The following is a 20,986-nucleotide window of genomic DNA, read 5'->3' as shown; positions in this document are numbered from 1 at the left end:
GGCCGCGGCGGTCGCTGGACCGCCGGCCGCTGTCCTTCGCTCATGCCGCCGCCTCCTGCTCGGTCAGCTGCGACAACACGATCTCCCGGTAGGTCTCGTTGTCCCGCATCAGTTCGGCGTGGGTGCCGGTGCCGACCACCCGGCCCTCGTCCAGCACGACGATCCGGTGCGCGTCGCGGATCGTGGACACCCGCTGGGCGACGATCACCACGGTGGCACGCGCGGTCTCCCTGGCCAGCGCCCGGCGCAGCGCCGCGTCGGTGGCGTAGTCCAGCGCGGAGAAGGAGTCGTCGAACAGGTAGATCTCCGGCCGCCGGACCAGTACCCGGGCGATGGCCAGCCGCTGCCGCTGCCCGCCGGAGACGTTGCCGCCGCCCTGCGCGATCGGCGCGTCCAGACCACCTTCCAGCGCCGCCACGAAGTCCTTGGCCTGCGCCACCTCCAGCGCGTGCCACAGCTCCTCGTCGGTCGCCTCCGGCTTGCCGTAGCGGAGATTGGAGGCGACCGTGCCGGAGAACAGATACGGCTTCTGCGGCACCAGCCCCACCGTCTCGGCCAGCAGCGCCGGCTCGATCGCGGCCACGTCCTCGCCGTCGACCAGGACTCGGCCGCCGGTGGCGTCGTACAGCCGCGGGATCAGGCCGAGCAGCGTGGACTTGCCGCTGCCGGTGGAGCCGATCACCGCGGTGGTCTCGCCGGGCCTGGCCACCAGGTCCACCCCGCGCAGGATCGCAGCCTCGGCGCCCGGGTAGGCGAACTCGACGCCGGACAGCTCCAGTTCGCCGTGCCGCCGCAGGCTGGTGACCGGTTCGGCCGGCGGCACCACGCTGGACTCGGTGCCCAGCACCTCCTCTATCCGCTCGGCGCACACCTCGGCCCGCGGCACCATCATGAACATGAAGGTGGCCATCATCACCGACATCAGGATCTGCATCAGATAGCTGAGGAACGCCGTCAGCGCGCCGACCTGCATGCCGCCGCCGTCGATCCGGTGCGCGCCGAACCACAGCACCGCCACGCTGGAGATGTTCACGATCGACATCACGATCGGGAACATCAGCGCCATCAGCCGGCCGGTGGCCAGCGACACCGCCGTCAGCTCCTCGTTGGCCGCGCCGAAGCGGCGCTGCTCGTACTCGTCCTTGACGAACGCCCGGATCACCCGGATCCCGGTGATCTGCTCGCGCAGCACCCGGTTCACCGTGTCCACCCGGGTCTGCATGGTGCGGAACAGCGGGCGCATCCTGCGGATGATCAGGCTCACCGAGATCCCGAGCACCGGCACCACGACCAGCAGCAGCGAGGACAGCGGCACGTCCTGGCCGAGCGCCATGATGATGCCGCCGACGCACATGATCGGCGCCGACACCATCAGCGTGAAGGTCATCAGCACCAGCGTCTGGACCTGCTGGACGTCGTTGGTGGTGCGGGTGATCAGCGAGGGCGCGCCGAACTGGCCGACCTCGCGGGCGGAGAACGTCTGCACCCGGTCGAAGACGGACGCCCGGATGTCCCGGCCGACCGCCATCGCGGTCCTGGCGCCGAGGAAGACCGCGCCGATCGCGCAGCACACCTGGACCACGGTGACCCCGAGCATGACGCCGCCCAGGCCCAGGATGTAGCCGGTGTCGCCCTTGACCACGCCGTTGTCGATGATGTCGGCGTTGAGGGTGGGCAGGTACAGGGTGGCTATGGTCTGCACCAGCTGGAGCAGCACCAGCAGGCCGATGGGGCGTTTGTACGGCCCCAGGTGGGACCGCAGGAGTCGGATCAGCACAACTCGATACCTCGGGATGCCTCGGGTGACGACGGGGGTCGCACAGCACATTTTGACGGTCAGGAGGCGGCGCGGCCCGCCGGTGGTTGACGTGGCACGCGGCGGCGGCCCCCGCACGGGCGGGCCGGACAGCCGGGAGCGGCCGGCGGGAGGTGCGGGTACGGCGGGCGGGAGCGGCCGGCGGGCCACCCTATCTTCCGGCAGGGGCGGGGCGCAGATGATTGAAGCCGGGCACATGTTCGGGGCGGGGGAGGGCCCGGGGCGTCCGGCGGCTCACGGCTCACGGCTCAGGCGGGGCGCGGCGGGGCGCGGCGCCCTCGCCGCGGCGCGGACGGTCACAGCGCGGCGAACGCCCCCGGGTGGGTGTGCTCGCGCACCGCCGTGTACTGCTGCCGTACCGCGGAGCCCACCGCCGCGTCGTCCCCCGGGTCCAGCAGCGTCGCCGTGCCCTGCCGCCACTGCGGCGGCTCGCCCTGCGACTGGGAGCCGAGCACCGCGCCCAGCGACCACGCCGCCTGTCGGGCCGCGCCGATCGCCGCGTACTCGGCGGCCTGCGGTACGACGACCAGCGCGTCCAGTAGCCCCGGGGCGATCGCCCGTACCGCGGGCAGCTCCGCGGCGGCGCCCAGCAGGAACACCCGGCGCACCGGCACCCCCTTGCCGCGCAGTACGTCCAGCGCGTCGGTGACCCCGCACAGCATGCCCTCGAACGCGGCCCGCGCCAGATGCTCCGGCTTCATCGAGTCCCGCCGCAGCCCGGCCAGCGTGCCCGCGGTGTGCGGCAGGTCCGGCGTGCGCTCGCCCTCCAGATACGGCAGCAGCACCAGCCCGTACGCGCCCGGCGTCGACCGCAGCGCCAGCTCGGAGAGCCCGGCCAGGTCCGTACCGAGCAGCTCGGCGGTGGCCCGCAGCGTCCGTACCGCGTTGCGCACGTGCAGCAGTGGCAGATGGCGGCCGGTGGCGTCGGCGAACGCGGTGACCGTACCGGTGGGGTCCTTCAGCACCTCCTGGTGCACCGCGAACACGGTGCCGCCGGCGCCCAGCGAGACCACCGCGTCCCCCGGCCCCAGGCCCAGGCCCAGCGCCGCGGCCATGGTGTCCCCGGTACCGGCCGAGATCAGCAGGCCCTCGGGCGTCTGCCCGGCGGGCTCCGCCGGGGCCAGTACGTCCGGCAGCCCCACCGGGTGGCCGAAGGCCCGTTCCACCAGGTCGGTGCGGTACTCGCCGGTGGCCGCCGACCAGTAGCCGGTGCCGGAGGCGTCGCCGCGGTCGGTGGTACGGCGGGCGGGCCGGCCCAGCAGCTGCCACACCAGCCAGTCGTGGGGGAGCAGCACCTCGGCGGTCCGCTTGACGGTGGCCGGTTCGTGCTGCGCGAGCCAGCGCAGCTTCGCCACCGGGTACGCGGCCTGCGGCACCGCGCCGACCGCCTCCATCCAGCCGCTCGCCCCGCCCAGCTCCTCGGCCAGGTCCGCGGCCTGCGCCTGCGCCCGCTTGTCCCCGCGCAGCAGCGCCGGCCGTACGGCCACCCCGCCCGCGTCGAGCAGCAGCAGCCCGTGCTGCTGCCCGGAGACGCCGATCGCCTGCACCCCTTCGAGCAGGCCGTTCTTGGCGGCCTCGCCGAGCGAGAGCAGCCACGCCTGCGGGTCGATCTCGGTCGGCTTCTCGCCTTCCCCGATCGGGTGCGGCGCGTGCCCCTGCCGCAGCACCTCTCCGGTGTCGCTGTCGCACACGACGACGGTGGTGCCGGTGGTGGAGCTGTCTATCCCCGCGACTTTGCCCATGCCGCTGATGATGCCGCACCTCGGGCGCCTCGCGCCTCACGGACGGGTCCGTGTCATCGCGCCGGGGCGTGTTCCGCGCCGTACGGCGGAGGCCGGCGCCCCGCCCCCGCTGGGGAGGCGCCGGCGCCGGCACAGGGTGCGGACCCAGGTCGGGGTCAGGTGTTCGAGGTGCCCCAGTCGTCCGCCGGGGCGTTCCCGTCGCGCAGCGCCCGCACCTTCCCCGCCAGCGTGTCCGGCAGCCGGTCGCCGAACCTCGTGGCCACCGAGTCCGCCGCCCTGGCGGCGGCGCTGCGGCCCTGCTGCACGGCGCTCTCCGCGGTGTTGCGCACCGCGGGGTTCTGCGCGATCTTCTGCGCGCCCTTGCGCAGCTGCTCGTACCGCTCCCGGCCCGCCCGCGTGCCGAGCACGTAGCCGACGAGGGCCCCTGCGATGAACGTCAGCCGGTACATGGCTCCACCCTTCTTCGTCCCTGTCGGACTTCCTCGGCGCCTACCCTGCCCGCCCGGGTGGCAACCCCGGCACAAGTGGTTGGCGGAGCACCCCTCCACTTGCGCTAATGTATGTGTCGCACCGAACGCGCGCCTGCCGGGAACATCCGAGCGGGTGTGTTCGGCGCAGACAGAGCGATCCCCTGTAGCTCAATTGGCAGAGCAGCCGGCTGTTAACCGGCAGGTTACTGGTTCGAGTCCAGTCGGGGGAGCTCGGTCCCCTGTAGCTCAATTGGCAGAGCAGCCGGCTGTTAACCGGCAGGTTACTGGTTCGAGTCCAGTCGGGGGAGCGCACGGTCGGGGCCTCGCGAGGGCTCCTTTTTTCATGCCTCCTCCCCTTGCCGCCCGACGCCCGCGGTGCCCTTGCGCACCCTTTCCCCGTCCCCCCGGGCCCCCGCCCGGCGCCCGCCCCGTCCACCTGATGCCCCGTCCGTGACCCGCGAGGGCGACAGATCGTATGAGCGGCTATGCTGCGGCAGACAGCGCGCACGGCGCGCCGCACGGGGCGGTAGCTCAGCCGGTTAGAGCAGCGGACTCATAATCCGTCGGTCGTGGGTTCGAGTCCCACCCGCCCCACCACGCGGGTCGCCTTCAAGCAGGAAGTATCCGGCGATCGTCCGGTTGCGGGGAACGCCTGGGCCGGGTTCGTGCCCTTCTTCCCTTTCGACGTCGAGATCCGCACCGTCATCTGCTCGACGGACGCCATCGAGGCGGTCAACGCGCGGAGACGCAGGGCCGTCCGTTCCCGTGGGCACTTCCCCGACGGAGCCGCCGCCCACACCGGGTCGAGAGACGGTGCGGGCGGCGGGGCGGCGGGCTCGTCGGGCGCGAGGGACGCCCAAACGACGGACGGCGGTCAGGCGGTCACTTCTGCTTCCAGACGTGGCCGAAGCCCAGTTCCAGCGACGGGTTGATGGCGGACCCGAAGACACCTGAGCGCATGAGGTAGTTGATGGTCTCGTAGTGCACGAAGACCAGGGGCGCGTCGTCCCAGACGATCTGCCGGATCTGCTCGTACAGCGACTTGCGTTCACTCTCGCTCGACGCGGCGCGGGCCTTCTTGATCAGACCGTCCACGGTCGGGTTGCTGTACTTGGTGCTGTTGTTGGGCGATCCGGTGGCGAGCTGGGTGGAGTAGAAGTTGTCCGGGTCGATCGTGCCGGACCAGTACGCGGAGGTCATCTGGTAGTCGCCCTTGGCGTAGCGGTCGAACCACACCGTCACTTCGGTTTGCTGCAGCTTGACGTCGATGCCGATCTTGCCGAGCTGGTCGCGCACCAGCACGGCGGTCTTCTGCAGTTCGGGGTACTGCGGCAGTGTCAGGTACGTGATGCTCAGTCCCTTGGACAGCCCGGCCTCGGCCATCTTCTTGCGGGCGGTGTCCAGGTCGGGACCGGCCGCGTAGGGGGGCGTGCCGCCGTACCACGAGGAGCCGGAGGGCACTTCCATGGTGCCGGCCTCGCCCGCCCCGAAGTAGGCGACGTCCAGGATCTGCTTGCGGTCGATGGCGGCGGCCACCGCCTGCCGCAAGGCCTTGTTGTTGAACGGAGCCTTGGAGGTGTTCATCGCGACGAAGTCGGGGATGCCCGCGCGGGCCGAAGTGACGTACCGGTAGCTGTGGTTGGCCTTGAGCGAGCGCAGCTCGTCGAGCGGCACCGCGTCCGCCCAGTCGAGCTGTCCCGACTGCAGTGCCTCCACCCGGCTCTTGTCGACGGCGAGGAACTTGAAGACGATCGTGTCGAGGTAGGGCTGGCCGGCACGGAAGTACGCGGGGTTGCGCTTGAGGGTGATGTGGTCGCTCTGCACCCACTCGACGAAGCTGAACGGGCCGGTGCCGACCGGCTTGCGGGTGGGGTCGGACGACTCGACGGCCTTGCGGTTCACGATCTCGCCGTTCTGGGCGAGGTTGTTGAGCAGCGGCGAGAACGGCTCGCTGAGGTGGAAGATCACCCGCGTCGGCGAGACGACCTCGATGTTCTTGATCGAGGTGTAGGCGGAGGCGTAGGAGGACGCGGTCTTCGGGTCCGCGATGCGCTCGAAGGTGTATTTCACGTCGTCCGCGGTGAACTTCTCGCCGTTGTGGAAGGTGGCGTTGTCCACCAGGTCGAAGGTGTACGTGACCGGGTCGTTCTGCTTCCAGGAGGTGGCCAGGTCGCCTACGAAGCCGCCCTTGTCGTCGAACACGATCAGCTTGCTGAAGACGTTGTCGATCACCTGAAGGCTGGTGTAGATGCCGGCCGCGGCCGGATCCATGCTCGACGGGTTGCCGGTCAGTGCCGCGGTCAGGGTGCCGCCGGTGACGGGCTTGCCGGTCGGGGCGGCCGAACTCTTCGCGGCCGCCGAGTCGTTGGGGCCGCAGGCGGTCAGCAGCGAGCCGAGCGTCGTCGCGGCGATCGCGCCGCCGCCGAGTGCGGCGGACCGCCGGAACAGGTCGCGTCTGCTGATCCGTCCGGACAGGAAGCCGTTGGCGAGTGATTCGGCACGTGCGTTGTCGTTCTTCTCGGGGGACATGACAGCTCCTGTTGAGGGCGTTGGGCGGAAGGAGAAGGAGAGGAGGGGGAGAGCGGCCGGGCGGATCAGCTCGCCGGGCCGGCCGACTGGCGGGCCCGGAAGTCGTCGGCGATCTCTCCCATCTGGGCGAACCACACGCCCTCGAACTGGCAGATGTGCCGGATGACGCGCTCCAGCATCTGCAGACGGTGGTGCCGGCCGATGATCTGCGGATGCATGGTCAGTACGAAGCAGGCGTCGCTGCTCTCCGCGTACATGCCGTCGAAGTCGCCGCACCACATGTCCTGGACCTTGTGCGGTGACGACATGCCTGCCAGGTAGTGCGGCGAGAAGGCGAACATGAACAGCGAGGAGTCGCAGAGCTCCCAGGCGCCCGGCACTTCGACGATGTCGGTGCGTGCGTCCTTGTCGTGCACCCAGTGGGGCCGGTCGGCGCCGAGCTGGCTGGCGTCGTACTCGATGCCGTACTCGGCCAGCAGCGGATAGGTGTTGTGGGACAGTTCCCAGGCCGGGGAGCGGTAGCCGCGCGGGCGCTGTCCCACCTGGCGTTCGAGGGCGTCGATGCCGCGCTCGATCATCTCCCGCTCCTCGCTCTCGGTGAGGCCGGGCGGGGGCTCGTGGAGGTAACCGTGGTGGCCGATCTCGTGGCCCGCGGCGGCTATCGCCTTGGTCTCCTGCGGGTGCCGGTCGGCGGTGTCGCCGGGGATGAAGAAGGTGGCGGGGAGCCGGTACTTCTCCAGCAGGGTGAGGATCCGGCCCACTCCCTCGTTGGCGCCGTAGGCGCCGCGGGACAGGGCGGAGGGGGTGTCGGTCTTGAAGGAGCCGAGCCACGCCGACTCGGCGTCGAAGTCGAAGGTGAGGGAGACCGCGACGCGGCGGCCCTCGGCGCCGGACCGTGCGGCGCCGGGTGCCGGCGGGACCGCGCTGAGGTCGGCCGTGGTGGGAGCGGGCTGGTCGGTCATGACATCTCCTTGCTGGGGGCGGCGCGGTGGATGGCCGGCTGGGCGGGGGCGGCGGGGTCCGCGGCCGTTAGGAGGGCGGCGGGGTCCGCGGCCGTGAAGGGGGCGGCGGGTCGGACGGCCGGGTGCGCGGCGTCCGCGTCGGTGAGGACGTGGCAGTCGGCCCGGTGGCCAGGGCCGAAGGTGACGGTGGGCGGTTCGTGGGTGGCGCACCTGTCGACGGCGACCGGGCAGCGGGGGTGGAAGCGGCACCCGGACGGCGGGGTGACCGGGCTCGGGATCTCCCCGGTCAGGCGGACCGCAGACATCCGCTGGGCCGGGTCGGGACGCGGAATGGAGTCGATCAGCGCCCGGGTGTAGGGGTGCCGAGGCCGGCTGAAGATCTCCGCGACGGTTCCGGTCTCGACGATCCGCCCGAGGTACATCACGGCGACCCGGTCCGAGATGTGCTCGACCACCGACAGGTCGTGCGCGATGAAGAGCAGTGCGACGCCCAGTTCGGAGCGCAGTTCGGCGAGCAGGTTGAGGATCTGTGCCTGCACCGACACGTCCAGGGCGGAGACCGGTTCGTCGGCGACGATCAGATCGGGTCCCAGAGCGAGCGCCGCCGCGATGGCGACGCGTTGCTGCTGCCCGCCGGACAGTTCTCGCGGGCGGCGCTCGGCGAGATGCTTGCCGAGGCCCACCAGGGCCATCAACTCCGCGACGCGGACGGTCCGTTCGGCCGGGGTGCCGACCCGGTAGGCGTTCAGCGGCTCGCGGATGGTGCGTTCGACGCTCCAGCGCGGGTCGAGGGAGCCGCGTGGGTCCTGGAAGACCGGCTGCACGCGGCGCCGGAAGGACTGCCGGGCGGTACGGGCCGTACGGCGGCCGCCGGGCCCGTCCGTGCCGGTGATGTCCTCACCGTCGAACCGGATCCGGCCTGCGGTGGGTGCGGACATCCCTGTGACGCAGCGGCCGAGGGTGCTCTTGCCGGAGCCCGACTCGCCGACGAGGGAGACGACTTCGCCGCGTCCCACGGTGAGGTCCACGCCCTCGACCGCGTGCACCCAGGCGCCGGACCCGAACAGTCCGCGCCGGACCGGGAAGCGCTTGACCACGCCGTCCACTTCCAGCAGCGGGCGGGACGTCTTCTGCTCCGTCGCCTGCTCCGTCGCCTGATCGGTCGTCTGATCGGTCGTCTGATCGGTCAACTCAGCTCACCTACCGGGGTCGGGGACTTTCCGGGCGCCTGCCGGGCGGCTGCCGCGCGGGTCGCCGGGGACAGCCAGCAGGCGATCCGCCGGCCGGCTCCGGCGTCGGCCAGCGGCGGGGTCCGGTCGCAGTCGCCGGTGCGCTGCGGGCAGCGGTCCTTGAACCGGCAGCCCGACGGTGGGTCGGCGAGGTCGGGCACCTCGCCGGCGACGACCCGCAGCGGGCCGGCGGTGCGGGTCTTGCCGGGCAGCGCGTCCAGCAGGGCCCGGGTGTAGGGGTGTTCGGGACGGGCGAACAACTCGGCGACCGGTGCGACTTCGACCAGCTGCCCGGCGTACATCACGCCCACCCGGTCGCAGATCTGCGCCACTACCCCGAGGTCGTGGGCGATCAGCAGGATGGTGGTGCCGTGCTGCCGCTGGAGGTCGCGCAGCAGGTCGAGGATCTGTGCCTGGATGGTGACGTCGAGCGCCGTGGTGGGTTCGTCGGCGAGCAGCAGCGCCGGCTGGTTGGCGAGCGCGGCGGCGATCACCACCCGCTGCCGCATCCCGCCGCTGAGCCGGTGCGGCGGGTCGAAGTACCGCTGCTCGGCGGCCGGGATACCGACCTGCCGCAGCAGCTCCAGCGCCCGCGCCTTGCTCTCCTTGCGCCCGACGCCGCGGTGGGCGCGGATCGTCTCGGCGATCTGGCCGCCGATGCCGAAGGCAGGGTCGAGCGAGGTGGCCGGGTCCTGGAAGACCATGCTCATCCGGTCGCCGCGCAGCGCCCGTCGCTCGGACTCCGGCAGCGATCCCAGCTCGCGGCCCTGGAAGACGATGTCGCCGTCGACCCGGGCGGCCGGCGGCAGCAGCCCCATCAGGCCCATGGCCAGGGTGGTCTTGCCGCAGCCGGACTCCCCCACCAGGCCGAAGGTCTCACCGCTGTGGAGGTCGAGGCAGACGTCTCGCACGGCGGAGACCTCGCCGGCGCCGGACGCGTACCGGACACCGACCGAACGGAACTGCACCAGCGTCTCGTTCATCGCGCCATCCCGTAGGGGTCGAAGCCGCGCCGCAGTCCGTCGCCGATCATGTTGAAGGCGAAGACGGTCAGCGAGATCGCCAGGCCGGGGAAGATCTCCACCCACGGCGCCTGGGTCAGGTAGTTGTTGCCCTCGGCGAGCATCAGGCCGAGTTCGGGGGTGGGCGGTTGGGCACCGAGGCCGAGGAAGGACAGCGACGCCTCGATGATGATGGCGAACGCGGTCAGCACGCTGGCCTGCACCAGCGCCGGCCCGATGGAGTTGGGCAGCACGTGGCCCCACACGATCCGCAGGTGCGACACGCCCCGGGTCCTGGCCCCGGCGACATACGGCTGGTTCCGCACCACCAGTACGGAACCGCGTACCACCCGGGCCATGATCGGTATGTAGATCACCGCGATCGCCAGCAGGGCGACGCCGCTGCCGGGACCGAGGATCGCGATCAGCGAGATGGCCAGCAGCAGGGCCGGGAAGGCCAGCAGCAGGTCGACGGCTCGCATCAGCACCAGATCCACCCAGCCGCCGGCGTATCCGGCGAGCACACCGAGCGGGATGCCGATGAGCATCGCCAGCACCACGGAGCCGACCGCGATGCCGAGCGAGACCCGGTAGGCGAACAGGATGCGGCTGAGCACGTCGCGTCCGAGGTCGTCGGAGCCGAGCGGGTGCGCGGCAGTGGGCGACCCGAACACCCGGGAGTCGTCGATCGCCTCGGCACTGTGCGGGGCGAGCAGCGGAGCGAGCAGGGCGATCAGCACCAGCACCGCCAGCAGCGACCACCCGATCACGCCCTCCCGGCCGCCGAGCCGCCGGCTCAGCCGCGCGCTGCCGCCGAGCAGGGTGCGGGCGGGCACCGGTTTCGTCCGGCGCTGGTCCACGGCGGTCATCGCGCCACCGCCTCTTCCACCCGCGGGTCGAGCAGCCCGTGAACGAGGTCGGTGAGCAGGTTGACCACGATGAACAGGCAGGCGACCACCAGGACGCCGCCCTGCACCACCACGTAGTCGCGCTGGCTGATGGCGGTGACGACGAGCCGCCCGACGCCGGGCAGGGCGAACAGGGTCTCGATGACGATGGCGCCGCCGAGCAGCACACCGAACTGGATGCCGGTGACGGTCACGATCGGCCCGGAGGAGTTGCGCAGCGCGTGCACCGCGACCACCGACCGCTCCCGCAGTCCTTTGGCCCGCAGGAAGGCGACGAACGGCTCGCCCAGCGTGCCGAGCATGGCGGCCCGGGTGGTGCGCAGGATGTACGCGCTCTGACCGGTCGCCAGGGTCAGCACCGGCAGGATCATGTACCGGATGTTCTGCACGGGGTCGGTGGTCAGCGCCACGTACCCGGTGGGTGGCAGCAGGTTGAAGACCCCGGTGAAGACCAGGACCAGCATCAGGCCGAGCCAGAAGTCCGGGATGCTGATGGCGCCGATCACGAACCCGCCGGTGAGCTTGCGGCTCCAGCCGCCGCGGGTGGCGGCCAGCACTCCCAGCGGCACACCGGCCAGCAGCGCGAGCAGCATCGCCAGCACGGTCAGTTCGAGGGTGACCGGCAACGCCACGCCCAGCAGCCGGGTGATGGGCTCGTGGCTGACGAAGTCCGTGCCCAGGTCGCCGTGGAAGATCCCGGTGAGCCACATCCAGTACTGCTCGGGCAGCGAGTGGTCAAGACCGAGCTGGTCGCGGACGGTGGCGACGGTGGTCGGGGTGGCCCGGATGCCGAGCATGGTGCGGACCGGATCGCCGGGCACCAGCCGGATCAGCAGGAAGACGAAGACGCTCGTCGCGAGGAGCACGGGCACGGTGAGCAGCACTCTGCGGAGCGCGTAGGCCAGCCGGGCGTTCATCGCGCGGCTCCCTGCGAGCGCTCGGCTCCGCGGCGCCGTGCCGGGTCAGCAGGGCGCTGTGGTCGTTGCCTCATGAACGATTTCACCTCCGAGAATCGTGGCCGCGACGCCGATCTGCGAGATCGTCGTGGCCGGGACCGTTCGCGGGTCGTCGCGCAGCACCGTCAGGTCGGCGTACTTGCCGACGGTGACCGAGCCCTTCTTCTTCTCGTCGAAGGAGGCGTGGGCGGCGTTGCGGGTGTAAAGGGCGAGCGCTTCGTCGAAGGTCAGCGCCTCGGCGGGTGCGAACGGGTCGCCGTTCGCGGTGAGTTCGGTGACGGCCGCCTGGATGCCGATCAGCGGCTGGTACGAGGAGACGGGCGAGTCGCTGCTGCCGGCCACCGGGATCCCGGCCCGCAGCAGTGATCCGAGCGGATAGGTCAGCCGGCAGCGCTCGGGCCCCAGGTGGCGCAGGAAGCCGTCGCCGAACTCGGCGATGAACGGCGGCTGGCTCACCGGGATCACGCCCATCCGGGCCATCCGCTCGATGATGTCCTGGCGCATGACCCCGCAGTGCTCGATGCGGTGCCGGTGGTCGGGCCGCGGTGCCCGGCGCAGCGCGCTCTCGTACGCGTCCAGGCACATGTCGATCGCACGGTCGCCGATGGCGTGGATCGCCATCTGCCAGCCGTTGCTGTGACCGCGCCAGACGATGTCGTCCAGCTCGTCCTGGGTGAACATGGCCAGGCCCAGTTCGTTGTCCGCGGGGGCGTCACCGACCGCCGACGATTCCCGCAGCGCGTCCTCGTACGGGTGGCAGACCGCTGCCGTCCGGCCGATCAGCGACCCGTCCGAGATGGCCTTGATCGAGCCGACCCGCAGCCGGTCGTCGCCGAAGCCGGTGAACAGGCCGAGTCCTTCCAGCGCTTCCAGGAAGGGGGTGCGGATCATCATGTACGTCCGCAGCGCGAGGGTTTCGTCGGCCCACGCCTCCTGGAAGACCGAGAACTCCGGCGGGCTGAAGATCCCCGCTTCCTGGCCGCTGGTGATGCCTGCCGCCAGGCACGCCCGGCCCCCGACGCGCAGATACTCGCGCAGTAGGGACTTGTCCTGCGGCAGGAACGGCACCCCGAGCAGGTCCTGTGCCTTCTCCTGGAGCAGCCCGGTCGGCTCGCCGTCGGCGTCGGTGGCGATGTGGCCGCCGAAGGGGCTCGGGGTGTGCCGGGTGATGCCCGCCTGCCGCAGCGCGACGGAGTTGGCCACGCTCATGTGGCCGCTGACGTTGCGGATCATCACCGGGTGGTGCGGGCTGACCGCGTCGAGGTCCTGGCGGGTCGGGTGCCGGTGCTCGTGCAGGTTGTTGTCGTCGTACCCCCGGCCGAGCACCCACTGCCCCGGTTCGGTGGCCGCCGCGCGCTCCGCGACCGCGCGGGTCAGCTCGGCGATGGAGCGGACCGCGGGGTGGCGGCAGTCGATCTGGGACATCCAGTACCCGAGGGTGATCACGTGCTGGTGCGCGTCGTTGAACCCGGGCACGACGGTGGCGCCGCCGAGGTCCACCTCGCGGTGGTTGCCGCCGAAGGCGTGCGGCGCGTCCTTGACGTCGCCGACCCAGGCGATCCGGCCGCGCCGGATGCCGATGGCGTTGGCGGTGGGCGGGACATCGGGGTCGAGGGCGATGACCGTGGCGTTGGCCAGCAGCAGGTCACCTGGCATGGGCGGACTCCTCGTTCGCGGTCGCCATCTCGTTCGCGGCCGGTACGGACGGGGTGCGGGTGGTGCGGACCACCCGCCGTCCGCCCTGCCAGACCTGGGCGACGTGGTCGGCTATGCCGGTCAGTTCGTACGGGTCGCCGTCGACGACCACCAGATCGGCCGCGAGGCCCGGTGCCACGCGCCCGGCGACGTCCGCGAGGCCGCACAGTTCGGCGGCGCTGCCGGTCGCGGCGTGGAGCACGTCGGCCGGGCTCATCCCGCAGCCGGCCATCAGGCCCAGTTCGCGCAGGTTGTCGCCGTGCGGGCCGACACCGCTGTCGGTGCCCATGGCGATCCGGACCCCGGCGAGCGCGGCCCTGCGCACCGAGTCCTGGTGCGCCTCGGCGACCTCGACGGCCTTGCGCACCACCGAGGGGGCCAGCTGGACGCCCGCAGCGGCGGCCTCGATGACGGCCAGCGGGGCGGACAGGGTCGGCACCAGCCAGGCGCCGGATTCCAGCATCAGCTCGATGGCCTGATCGTCCAGGTAGATGCCGTGCTCGATGGAGCGGACTCCGGACAGCAGGGCGTTCTTGATGCCCACCGGCCCCTGGGCGTGGCTCATCACCGAGAGCCCCGCGGCCTCCGCCTCGGCCACCGCTACGGTCAGTTCGTCCCGCCCGAACTGGGCGTGCCGCGGGTCGTCGTCGGGAGAGAGCACCCCGCCGGTCGAGCAGACCTTGATCACGTCGGCGCCGGCCCGGATCATCTGCCGGACCACCCGGCGCATCTCGTCGGGTCCGTCGGCGAGACCGCTGGGCCGGCCGGGGTGCGGCTGCGACAGGCGCAGGTCGTAACCGGACCGCAGCAGGCCGTCGCTGTGGCCGCCGGTCTGGCCGATGATGCTGATCGCGAGCAGCGTGCGGGGGCCCTCGATCAGCCCGTCGCGCACCGCCTCGCGCAGCCCGGCGTCGGCGCCGCCGGCGTCCCGCACGGTGGTGACGCCGACGTCCAGGGTCGCCTTGAGATGCCGGCCGGCCTGGAAGAACTCGTAGCTGAACGGCTGGTTGATCCGGCGCATGACGTCGACGCCGGCTGTGGTGAGGTGGACGTGGCAGTCGAAGAAGCCGGGCAGGACCGTCTGCCCGCTGATGTCCACGCCGTCGTCTCCGTCGAGCCCGGTGCCGACCTCGACGATGCGGCCGTCGGCCAGCACGACGTCGGCGGGGACGGGGGCGCTGCCGGTGCCGTCGAAGACGGAGCCGCCGTGCAGCACGGTACGGCGGGGCACCGGCCGGCCGTTGGGTACGGAGGTCATGAGCGGCCGCCTTCCGCCGGTCCGGCGGAGCCGGCCGCCGCGGCGTCGTCCCGCGCGAGCGATCTGACGGCCAGCTCGGCGTGCAGCAGGGCGCCCAAGGGCAGCACGGCGTCGTCGAACGTGGCGCGCGGGCTGTGGTTGTCCGGGCTGCCCGCCGGGTCACCGGTGGCCGCGCCGAGCATGAGGTAGCAGCCGGGCACCGCGTCCAGCACCCGGGAGAAGTCCTCCGCCCCGGCCTCCGGATGCGCCATACCCCGGTAGCCGGCGTCGCCGAAGACGTCGGTGACCACCTGCCGGGCGAACTCGGCGTGCACCGCGTCGTTGACCGTCGCCGGGTACTCGTCGTTGTACTCCACCTCCGCCGCCATGCCATGGGCCGCGGCGATCTCCGCGCACAGCCGCGGCGCCTCCGAGCGGATACGCTCCCTGGCCGGCTCGGAGAAGGTCCGTATGGTCGCGTCGAAGTGCGCGGTGTCGGGGATGATGTTGCGCCGGGTGCCGGCGTGGAAGGAGCCGACGGTCACCACCACCGGGTCGAAGATGTCGAAACGCCGGGTGACCATGGTCTGGAGCGCGGTCACCATGGCAGCCGCCGCGGTCACCGGGTCGCGCCCGTTGTGCGGCGCGGAGCCGTGGCCGCCCCGGCCGTGCACGGTCACCCCCAGCCAGTCGCTGGCGGCCATCAGCGTGCCGGGCCGGGTCCCGAAGGTCCGCCGCGGGTACTTCGCCGCCATCACGTGCATGCCGTACGCCGCGTCGGCCCGCCGGCCGGAGGCGTCGAGTACGCCCTCGTCGATCATCAGGCCGGCGCCGTCCCAGCCCTCCTCACCGGGCTGGAACATGAAGACCACATCCCCGCGCAGCGCCTCCCGGTGCTCCGACAGCAGGCGCGCGGCCCCCACCAGCATGGCCATGTGCAGATCGTGGCCACAGGCGTGCATCGCCCCGTCGATCTCGCTGGCGAACGCGACTCCGCTCGCCTCCGTCACCGGCAGCCCGTCCATGTCGGCCCGCAGCAGTACGGTGGCTCGCGCGGATTCCGGTCCGCGCAGGACCGCGGTGATCGAACTGAGTGCCTTGCCGGTGGAGATCTCCAGACCGAGTCCGTCGAGTTCGCCCAGCAGCGTCTGCTGGGTCCTGGGAAGCTCCAGACCGATCTCCGGATGTCGGTGCAACCGCTGCCGCAAGGCCGTGAGCTGCGGCGCGAGGTCGGCCGCAGCTGTGCGAAGGGCCTGCTGAGAAGCCATGTCCGTACCTGTCTGTAGGGCTGACGGGGTGCGGATGAGGCTAGGATCCGAAGAATCACCGGGATGTTACATGTGCAGAAATCACTTTTTTGGGTGGTGAAATTGTCGAAATCAATCACTCTCACCGATGGTGAGCGGCTCTTGATCGATGCCCTGCAGATAGCGCCCCGCATCTCCTGGTCCGCGCTGGGCGCGGCGCTCGGCATCACCCCCGCGACCGCGGCCCGCCGCTGGCGGCACCTCACGGAGAACGGCATCGCATGGGTCACCGTCGGTCCCGGCATGGCTCAGCGCAACGCGCAGTGCCTGGCCTACGTGGAGATCACCTGCCACCCCGCGCACCGCATGCGGGTCGCCCGGGAACTGGCCACCCACCCGCCGGCGCTCAACGTGGAGCTGACCTCGGGCCGGGCGGACATCCTGGTCACCGTCGCGGCGGCCGACCTCACCACGATGTCCCACTACCTGCTGGAACACCTCGGCCAGGTGGAGCACGTGCTGACCACCAGGGTCTGGTTCGCCACCCGGCTGTACGCCGAGGGCTCGGTATGGCGGCTCGGCGATCTGGCGCCGCGCGCGGCGACGCTGCTCGACCAGCGGCGTGACGACCGGCCCGCCCGGCGGCCGGGCGACACACCACTCGCCCTCACCGATACGCTCAAGACGATGCTGACGCATCTGTCACACGACGGGCGCGCCTCCTACGCCGAACTCGCCGAGCGGGCCGGCGTCAGCCCGACCACCGCCCGCCGCCAGGTCGAATACCTGCTGGCCTCGGGCGTCATCCTGCCGCGCGCCGATGTCGCGGCGGCGGTGTGCGGATGGCCCGTCCAGGCGTACCTGTGGGCGAACGCCCCGGTCGACGCCCGCGTCGACAGCGCCCAGGCACTGAGCCGGCTGCGCCAGGCCCGCCTGTGCGCCACCGTCGCCGCTGAGTCGAGTCTGATGCTGGGCACCTGGCTGCGCACGGTGGAGGAGGTTCACCGGCTGGAACTGGCGATGGCCGCGAAACTCCCCCAGGTCCAGGTCGTCGACCGCCTCATCGTGCTGCGCACCGTCAAACGCATGGGCCGCCTCCTCGACGAACAGGGCCGCGCCGTCGGCCACGTCCCGGTCAACTTCTGGGACGACCTCACCGAGCACGGCGTCCTTTCCATCGGCTCGTTACCGGTCCCTCGCGGAGGTCGATCGGGCGGGCGAGCAGCGGGTCGCCCGGGTGGGCGCCGGTCTCGTGCGGCCAGCCGGGCGGGTCGCCGCCACCGGTGGGCTCGGCGCCCCGTCCCCGTTCTGGCTGCTCGGCCCGGTTCCCGGGGGCGGGAATGCCGCTGCACAGGTTGTCCGGCAGCGCGTCGACGAACGTCGCCGTGATGGGCTCGCCGGGTATCAGCAGGCGGTGGTTCACCGCGCCCCGGAACTGGTCGACGACGACCTGGGGGCCGGCCTCGGCACGGAACCGTCCGCCCGCCCCCGCTAGGCCAGGTGGCCGTCGGGGCGGACGAGGATGTGGCCGTCGGCTGGCGCGTTGAGCACGCTGTACGCGGTGAAGGCGTTGCCATCGGTGTCGATGACGTAGCGGGAGCAGCCGGCCGGGTCGTCGCCGGGGCGCAGGACGGCGTAGGAGTGGTCCGTGTCCGGTGCGGGCGCGCCGAAGACGAGCCGGGTCGCGTGCGGGCCGCGGAAGAGGTCGAACAGCCGGATCCGCTTGCCGGTGGGGTCCTGGACCGGCGCGTCGGGGGCGCGGTCGCCGGGGGCGAGGGCGCCGGGTGCGGTCTGCGTGCGGTAGCTGATGTGGAGGCCGAGGTGCTCCTCGCCGCGCTGGTGGGCTTCGGCGTGGCCGGCGGCGTACTGCCGCAGGAGGTCGTCGCTCACCTTGAGGACGGTGGCCGCCACGGCTTTGCGTTCGGTCTCGTAGCTGTCCAGCAGGGTCTGTGCGGCCAGTTTCCAGCCGAGGTTGTAGGCGTCCTGGATGCCGGTGTTCATCCCCTGGCCGCCGGTGGGCGGGTGGACGTGTGCGGCGTCGCCGGCCAGGAAGACGCGCCCGGCGCGGAATCGTTCGGCGAGCCTGATGTTCGGGCGCCACACGGTGGCCCAGTGGCAGCCGGTCAGGTGCACGCCGGCGGAGAATCCGTCGAGGGCGGTCTGCATGGTGGTCAGGGAGGCGTCCTCGCCCGTGCCGATGGCGGTGTTGAGCTGGAACATGCCGGTGCCGGGCAGCGGGGTCATCGCCACGCCGGTCATGGGGCTGGTGGCGGCGGCGAACCAGTGGCCGATGGCCGGGTCGAGGCCCGGTGCGTGCACGTCGCCGATCACGAGCCGGAAGGTCTCGTCGGTGGTGCCGGGGAAGGCGATCCCGGTCGCCTTGCGTACGGTACTGGCACCGCCGTCGGCCCCGACCAGGTAGTCGAAGCGCGCGGTCTCGCCCGTCTGGAAGCGCGCGGTCACCGCGTGCTTGTCCTGCTCCAGGCCGACCAGCTCCGTCGCGAGCTCCACCCGCGTCCCGAGTTCGGCGAGCCGGGAACGGAGTATGCCTTCGAGCTGCGACTGACCGAGCGTCCAGGGGTTGGGGTAGGGCTGGTCGGGCCGGGGTGCGCGCAGCTCTGCCATCCGGCGTTCCTCGACCGCGTCGCCGTCGAGGTGGACTCGGTAGGCCGGCGGAAGACAACCCGCGTCGAGGACGGCGTCCACCACCCCCAGATCATCGAAGACCTCCAGCGTGCGCGGCTGGATCGTGTCCGCGCGCGATCCGCGGAAGAAGCCGTCGGCCTTGTCGACGACGCGTACCTCCACGCCGCGTCGGGCCAGGTCAATGGCCAGCGTGAGGCCGGTCGGCCCGCCGCCCGCGATGAGAACTCGCACAAGGGGTTCCTTCCGATCATTGGACGTGACCGGACCGCCGCCCGGTCTTTCCTGGTCGCGGTGCCGGGCACCCGCGGCTTGGCACCGGCATGGGTGTGCCCGTCGGTGAACATTGTTCACGGTGAACATCGTTCACGTTAGGATGGGTGCAGCCGGGTGTCAACCGACTCCCGGAGGATCTGTCGCAGACCGGCCCGGCACCGGCCGGGCCGCGCACGACGATGGGAAGCGGGCGGGATGCTGCTGCGGAAGGCGAACGTGGTCGACGGAGCACTGGCGCTGCTGGACGAGACGGGCCTGGACGGCCTGACCATGCGCAGACTCGGTGAAGCGCTGGGGGTACGAGCCAGCGCGCTGTACCGGCATTTTTCCTGCAAGCAGGCTCTGTTGGACGCCATGGCCGAGCGCATCCTGGAGTCGATCGACCTCACACTGGAACCCGGGCCCTGGGACGAGCGCGGTCTGGTCCTAGCCGGCCGGCTCCGGCACGCTCTGCTGCGCCACCGCGACGGCGCCCGCGTCGTGGCCGGCGCGTACACGGCCGAGGCTCACACCGTCCTGTTCGGCAACACCTCCGCCGCCCTGCTCCGCGAAGCCGGGCTGCCGCCCCGGCAGGCGGCATGGGCGGTCATGGCGGTCAGTCAGTACGTGATCGGCCACACGATCGAGGAGCAGGCTCGCGCGGACCTGGTCGACGGCGGCTCGTGGCCGCGGAGGATGGAGGCCTTCGCCGCACTCGCGGACGACGTCGCTTTCTCGGCCTTCGACGCTGACCCGCAGGAGCGCTTCGCCTACGGCCTGCGGCTCTTCCTCAACGGAATCCGCCACGAGCTCGCCACCCCCTACGCGCCCCAGTACTGCAACGGCACTCCGTGACGTGGAGTGTGTGGCGTCGTTGACCACTTCGTGCCGGGACGGATAGCTGACGAGTAATCAGTTCTGTCCGGTGACTCCGTGGCGCGGTTCGCAGGCCGGTTCTGGCGGGTGGAGCCGAGGCGGCGGATGGGTGTCCTACCTGCGGGGACTGCTGAGCGAGGTGGAAGGCAAGAAGGGCTGGAGCCCGCCGTGCCGATCGGCGCCCTCGTGTGGACGTGCGACCACCTGGATACGGACGGCAGTGGCCCCCGGCATTCGGACGTCAGGTGCCAGACGGGAGTGACGCGGTCCGGGGAGTTCGTTGCGCCGGCGGAACCGGAAGCTGAAGTCCTTGGAGAGGCCGCTCTCGAAGGTGACGTTGACCGACAGGTCGACCTCGAACCGGTTGACGCCGTTGGACTGGATCGGGAAGTTCTGCCGGGTGAACGTGCCGATCACGAACTCGGTGCCGTCGGTGACCACATCGGTGGTTCTGCCGGTGAACACGTAGCCGCTCTTGCCACCGCCCGCGGGGATTCCCCAGCGGACGTTGCTGGTGGTGAGCCCTTCGCGGTCGGTCGGGCGGGCGGGCGGTCATCGAAGGTCAGGTGCCTGTCCTGGTGACAGTGGACATACGTCGTGTCGCTTCCTGCTCGGGCGGCCGGCGGCGGGTCGACCCCGGTCTCCGGCGCGACGGCGGCTCTTGCGCCCCCGAGGAAGAGACGCGGTCACGAACCGTAGGGCCGCCGGCGCTCAGCGTGGGTGGTGGTCCGACGGTGTGACCTGAAGGCGCGCCTGTGGCCGGTCGGACGCCCTTGACCGCCCCGCCACCGCCGTGCGAATGGCCCGGCTGGGCACAATATGTCGGGTACACGCCAGTACGGGCCGCCGGGTCGGCCGCCCGGCCGGCGTCATAGGGCGCCGAGCTGGGGTGACTCGCCGCCTCCTGGGCCCGGGAGCACCCTGAGCGCCGCTGAGCCCGCGAGTGGCGGCGGCGGGCGACGGGGCGGAGGCTGGAGAGCAGACGGGCCGCGTTCCTGCCGGGCGTCGGCCGTCCGCTTTGAGGAGGCACCCGCGCTATGTTCCTTTACCTCGCTCTGCTGGTGGTCCTCGTCGCGCTCGCGCTGTTCCTCATCGGCGTCATCGCCCACGGCCTGTTCTACCTGCTGATCATCGGCATCGTGGTGTTCGCCGCCGAGATGGTCTTCCTGGGCTTGCGGCGGCTCGGCTCCGGCCGGCGTTCCGGGCGCTGACATCCGCGGCGCGGCATGGATCGGCGCGGCATGGATCGGCGCGGCATGGATCGGCGCGGTACGGATCGGCGCGGTACGGATCGGCGCGGTACGGATCGGCGCGGTACGGATCCGCGCGGCACGGATCGGTACGGCCCGGCACAGGCCGGGCCGTACCGCCCTCAGTTCAGCAGGTCCTAAGCCGTACCCCGCCGCCGCCCACCAGCTCG

General features: G+C 71.6%; 17 protein-coding genes, 3 tRNA genes and 1 pseudogene. 7 read left to right on the top strand and 14 right to left on the bottom strand.

Annotation, left to right across the window (positions count from 1 at the left end):
* Positions 1–40: 40 nt before the first annotated feature.
* The 3 genes from RLT57_RS07560 to RLT57_RS07550 form a co-directional block, all read right to left on the bottom strand.
* Positions 41–1,777, bottom strand: a complete 1,737-nt coding sequence (locus RLT57_RS07560; protein WP_311296591.1) for an ABC transporter ATP-binding protein — start codon at positions 1,775–1,777, stop codon at positions 41–43.
* A 335-nt stretch (positions 1,778–2,112) separates the two neighbouring features.
* Positions 2,113–3,558, bottom strand: coding sequence for an FGGY family carbohydrate kinase (locus RLT57_RS07555; RefSeq protein ID WP_311296590.1), 1,446 nt, complete (start codon positions 3,556–3,558; stop codon positions 2,113–2,115).
* A 155-nt stretch (positions 3,559–3,713) separates the two neighbouring features.
* The gene (locus tag RLT57_RS07550) at positions 3,714–4,007 is read right to left on the bottom strand and encodes a YtxH domain-containing protein (protein ID WP_311296589.1); all 294 of its coding nucleotides are present in this window, start codon (positions 4,005–4,007) and stop codon (positions 3,714–3,716) included.
* Positions 4,008–4,185: 178 nt separating this feature from the next.
* Between RLT57_RS07550 and RLT57_RS07545 the strand changes: the two genes are divergently transcribed.
* The 4 genes from RLT57_RS07545 (at position 4,186) to RLT57_RS33280 (ending at position 4,960) form a co-directional block, all read left to right on the top strand.
* Positions 4,186–4,258, top strand: a tRNA-Asn gene (locus tag RLT57_RS07545).
* 5 nt (positions 4,259–4,263) lie between these two features.
* Positions 4,264–4,336 (top strand) — tRNA-Asn (locus RLT57_RS07540).
* 212 nt (positions 4,337–4,548) lie between these two features.
* A tRNA-Ile gene (locus RLT57_RS07535) sits at positions 4,549–4,625 on the top strand.
* Positions 4,598–4,960, top strand: a complete 363-nt coding sequence (locus tag RLT57_RS33280; protein ID WP_399128231.1) for a transposase — start codon at positions 4,598–4,600, stop codon at positions 4,958–4,960. Before RLT57_RS07535 ends, RLT57_RS33280 begins: the two co-directional genes overlap by 28 nt.
* Here the strand turns inward: RLT57_RS33280 and RLT57_RS07530 are convergent.
* The 9 genes from RLT57_RS07530 to RLT57_RS07490 form a co-directional block, all read right to left on the bottom strand.
* The gene (locus RLT57_RS07530) at positions 4,911–6,557 is read right to left on the bottom strand and encodes an ABC transporter substrate-binding protein (RefSeq protein ID WP_311296588.1); all 1,647 of its coding nucleotides are present in this window, start codon (positions 6,555–6,557) and stop codon (positions 4,911–4,913) included. The two genes, RLT57_RS33280 and RLT57_RS07530, sit on opposite strands and share 50 nt — an antisense overlap.
* A 65-nt stretch (positions 6,558–6,622) precedes the next feature.
* Positions 6,623–7,519: a polysaccharide deacetylase family protein gene (locus RLT57_RS07525; RefSeq protein WP_311296587.1), complete on the bottom strand. Its 897-nt coding sequence runs from the start codon at positions 7,517–7,519 to the stop codon at positions 6,623–6,625.
* Positions 7,516–8,709: an ABC transporter ATP-binding protein gene (locus RLT57_RS07520; protein ID WP_311296586.1), complete on the bottom strand. Its 1,194-nt coding sequence runs from the start codon at positions 8,707–8,709 to the stop codon at positions 7,516–7,518. Before RLT57_RS07520 ends, RLT57_RS07525 begins: the two co-directional genes overlap by 4 nt.
* Entirely contained in the window at positions 8,706–9,731 is a 1,026-nt protein-coding gene (locus tag RLT57_RS07515) for an ABC transporter ATP-binding protein (RefSeq protein ID WP_311296585.1), read from the bottom strand. The genes RLT57_RS07520 and RLT57_RS07515 overlap by 4 nt, the downstream gene beginning before the upstream one ends.
* Positions 9,728–10,618, bottom strand: a complete 891-nt coding sequence (locus RLT57_RS07510; RefSeq protein ID WP_311296584.1) for an ABC transporter permease — start codon at positions 10,616–10,618, stop codon at positions 9,728–9,730. Before RLT57_RS07510 ends, RLT57_RS07515 begins: the two co-directional genes overlap by 4 nt.
* The gene (locus tag RLT57_RS07505) at positions 10,615–11,574 is read right to left on the bottom strand and encodes an ABC transporter permease (protein ID WP_311296583.1); all 960 of its coding nucleotides are present in this window, start codon (positions 11,572–11,574) and stop codon (positions 10,615–10,617) included. The genes RLT57_RS07510 and RLT57_RS07505 overlap by 4 nt, the downstream gene beginning before the upstream one ends.
* A 45-nt stretch (positions 11,575–11,619) precedes the next feature.
* Positions 11,620–13,269 carry an amidohydrolase gene (locus RLT57_RS07500; RefSeq protein WP_311296582.1) on the bottom strand — a complete coding sequence of 550 codons (1,650 nt, stop codon included), beginning with the start codon at positions 13,267–13,269 and terminating at the stop codon, positions 11,620–11,622.
* Complete coding sequence (locus RLT57_RS07495) at positions 13,259–14,566, bottom strand: metal-dependent hydrolase family protein (RefSeq protein WP_311296581.1); 1,308 nt, start codon at positions 14,564–14,566, stop codon at positions 13,259–13,261. The genes RLT57_RS07500 and RLT57_RS07495 overlap by 11 nt, the downstream gene beginning before the upstream one ends.
* Positions 14,563–15,813 carry a M20 metallopeptidase family protein gene (locus RLT57_RS07490; protein WP_311296580.1) on the bottom strand — a complete coding sequence of 417 codons (1,251 nt, stop codon included), beginning with the start codon at positions 15,811–15,813 and terminating at the stop codon, positions 14,563–14,565. Before RLT57_RS07490 ends, RLT57_RS07495 begins: the two co-directional genes overlap by 4 nt.
* A gap of 141 nt (positions 15,814–15,954) precedes the next feature.
* Between RLT57_RS07490 and RLT57_RS07485 the strand changes: the two genes are divergently transcribed.
* Positions 15,955–17,181: an Lrp/AsnC family transcriptional regulator gene (locus RLT57_RS07485; protein ID WP_311296579.1), complete on the top strand. Its 1,227-nt coding sequence runs from the start codon at positions 15,955–15,957 to the stop codon at positions 17,179–17,181.
* A 102-nt stretch (positions 17,182–17,283) separates the two neighbouring features.
* Here RLT57_RS07485 and RLT57_RS07480 read toward each other — a convergent pair whose 3' ends face one another.
* Entirely contained in the window at positions 17,284–18,669 is a 1,386-nt protein-coding gene (locus tag RLT57_RS07480; protein ID WP_311296578.1) for an FAD-dependent monooxygenase, read from the bottom strand.
* A gap of 237 nt (positions 18,670–18,906) precedes the next feature.
* Between RLT57_RS07480 and RLT57_RS07475 the strand changes: the two genes are divergently transcribed.
* The gene (locus tag RLT57_RS07475; protein WP_311296577.1) at positions 18,907–19,545 is read left to right on the top strand and encodes a TetR/AcrR family transcriptional regulator C-terminal domain-containing protein; all 639 of its coding nucleotides are present in this window, start codon (positions 18,907–18,909) and stop codon (positions 19,543–19,545) included.
* Between the two features lie 135 nt (positions 19,546–19,680).
* On the opposite strand, the pseudogene RLT57_RS07470 reads toward RLT57_RS07475, so the two are convergent.
* Positions 19,681–20,082 (bottom strand): annotated as a pseudogene (locus RLT57_RS07470) (choice-of-anchor K domain-containing protein); the annotation flags it as partial.
* Positions 20,083–20,603: 521 nt separating this feature from the next.
* On the opposite strand from RLT57_RS07470, the gene RLT57_RS07465 reads away from it, so the two are divergent.
* Positions 20,604–20,777, top strand: coding sequence for a hypothetical protein (locus tag RLT57_RS07465; RefSeq protein ID WP_311296576.1), 174 nt, complete (start codon positions 20,604–20,606; stop codon positions 20,775–20,777).
* Positions 20,778–20,986: the final 209 nt, after the last annotated feature.

This window comes from Streptomyces sp. ITFR-21 (assembly GCF_031844685.1).
Lineage (GTDB): Bacteria > Actinomycetota > Actinomycetes > Streptomycetales > Streptomycetaceae > Actinacidiphila.
Note: the sequence above shows the minus strand (reverse complement) of the source record. Positions and strands in the feature narration are given on the sequence as shown.

Bases quoted from the DNA above. Each gene is read 5' to 3' on its own strand.
- RLT57_RS07555 (WP_311296590.1), bottom strand. From the start codon at position 3,558: ATGGGCAAAGTCGCGGGGATAGACAGCTCCACCACCGGCACCACCGTC.
- RLT57_RS07550 (WP_311296589.1), bottom strand. From the start codon at position 4,007: ATGTACCGGCTGACGTTCATCGCAGGGGCCCTCGTCGGCTACGTGCTC.
- RLT57_RS07530 (WP_311296588.1), bottom strand. From the start codon at position 6,557: ATGTCCCCCGAGAAGAACGACAACGCACGTGCCGAATCACTCGCCAAC.
- RLT57_RS07525 (WP_311296587.1), bottom strand. From the start codon at position 7,519: ATGACCGACCAGCCCGCTCCCACCACGGCCGACCTCAGCGCGGTCCCG.
- RLT57_RS07515 (WP_311296585.1), bottom strand. From the start codon at position 9,731: ATGAACGAGACGCTGGTGCAGTTCCGTTCGGTCGGTGTCCGGTACGCG.
- RLT57_RS07510 (WP_311296584.1), bottom strand. From the start codon at position 10,618: ATGACCGCCGTGGACCAGCGCCGGACGAAACCGGTGCCCGCCCGCACC.
- RLT57_RS07505 (WP_311296583.1), bottom strand. From the start codon at position 11,574: ATGAACGCCCGGCTGGCCTACGCGCTCCGCAGAGTGCTGCTCACCGTG.
- RLT57_RS07500 (WP_311296582.1), bottom strand. From the start codon at position 13,269: ATGCCAGGTGACCTGCTGCTGGCCAACGCCACGGTCATCGCCCTCGAC.
- RLT57_RS07495 (WP_311296581.1), bottom strand. From the start codon at position 14,566: ATGACCTCCGTACCCAACGGCCGGCCGGTGCCCCGCCGTACCGTGCTG.
- RLT57_RS07490 (WP_311296580.1), bottom strand. From the start codon at position 15,813: ATGGCTTCTCAGCAGGCCCTTCGCACAGCTGCGGCCGACCTCGCGCCG.
- RLT57_RS07475 (WP_311296577.1), top strand. From the start codon at position 18,907: ATGCTGCTGCGGAAGGCGAACGTGGTCGACGGAGCACTGGCGCTGCTG.
- RLT57_RS07465 (WP_311296576.1), top strand. From the start codon at position 20,604: ATGTTCCTTTACCTCGCTCTGCTGGTGGTCCTCGTCGCGCTCGCGCTG.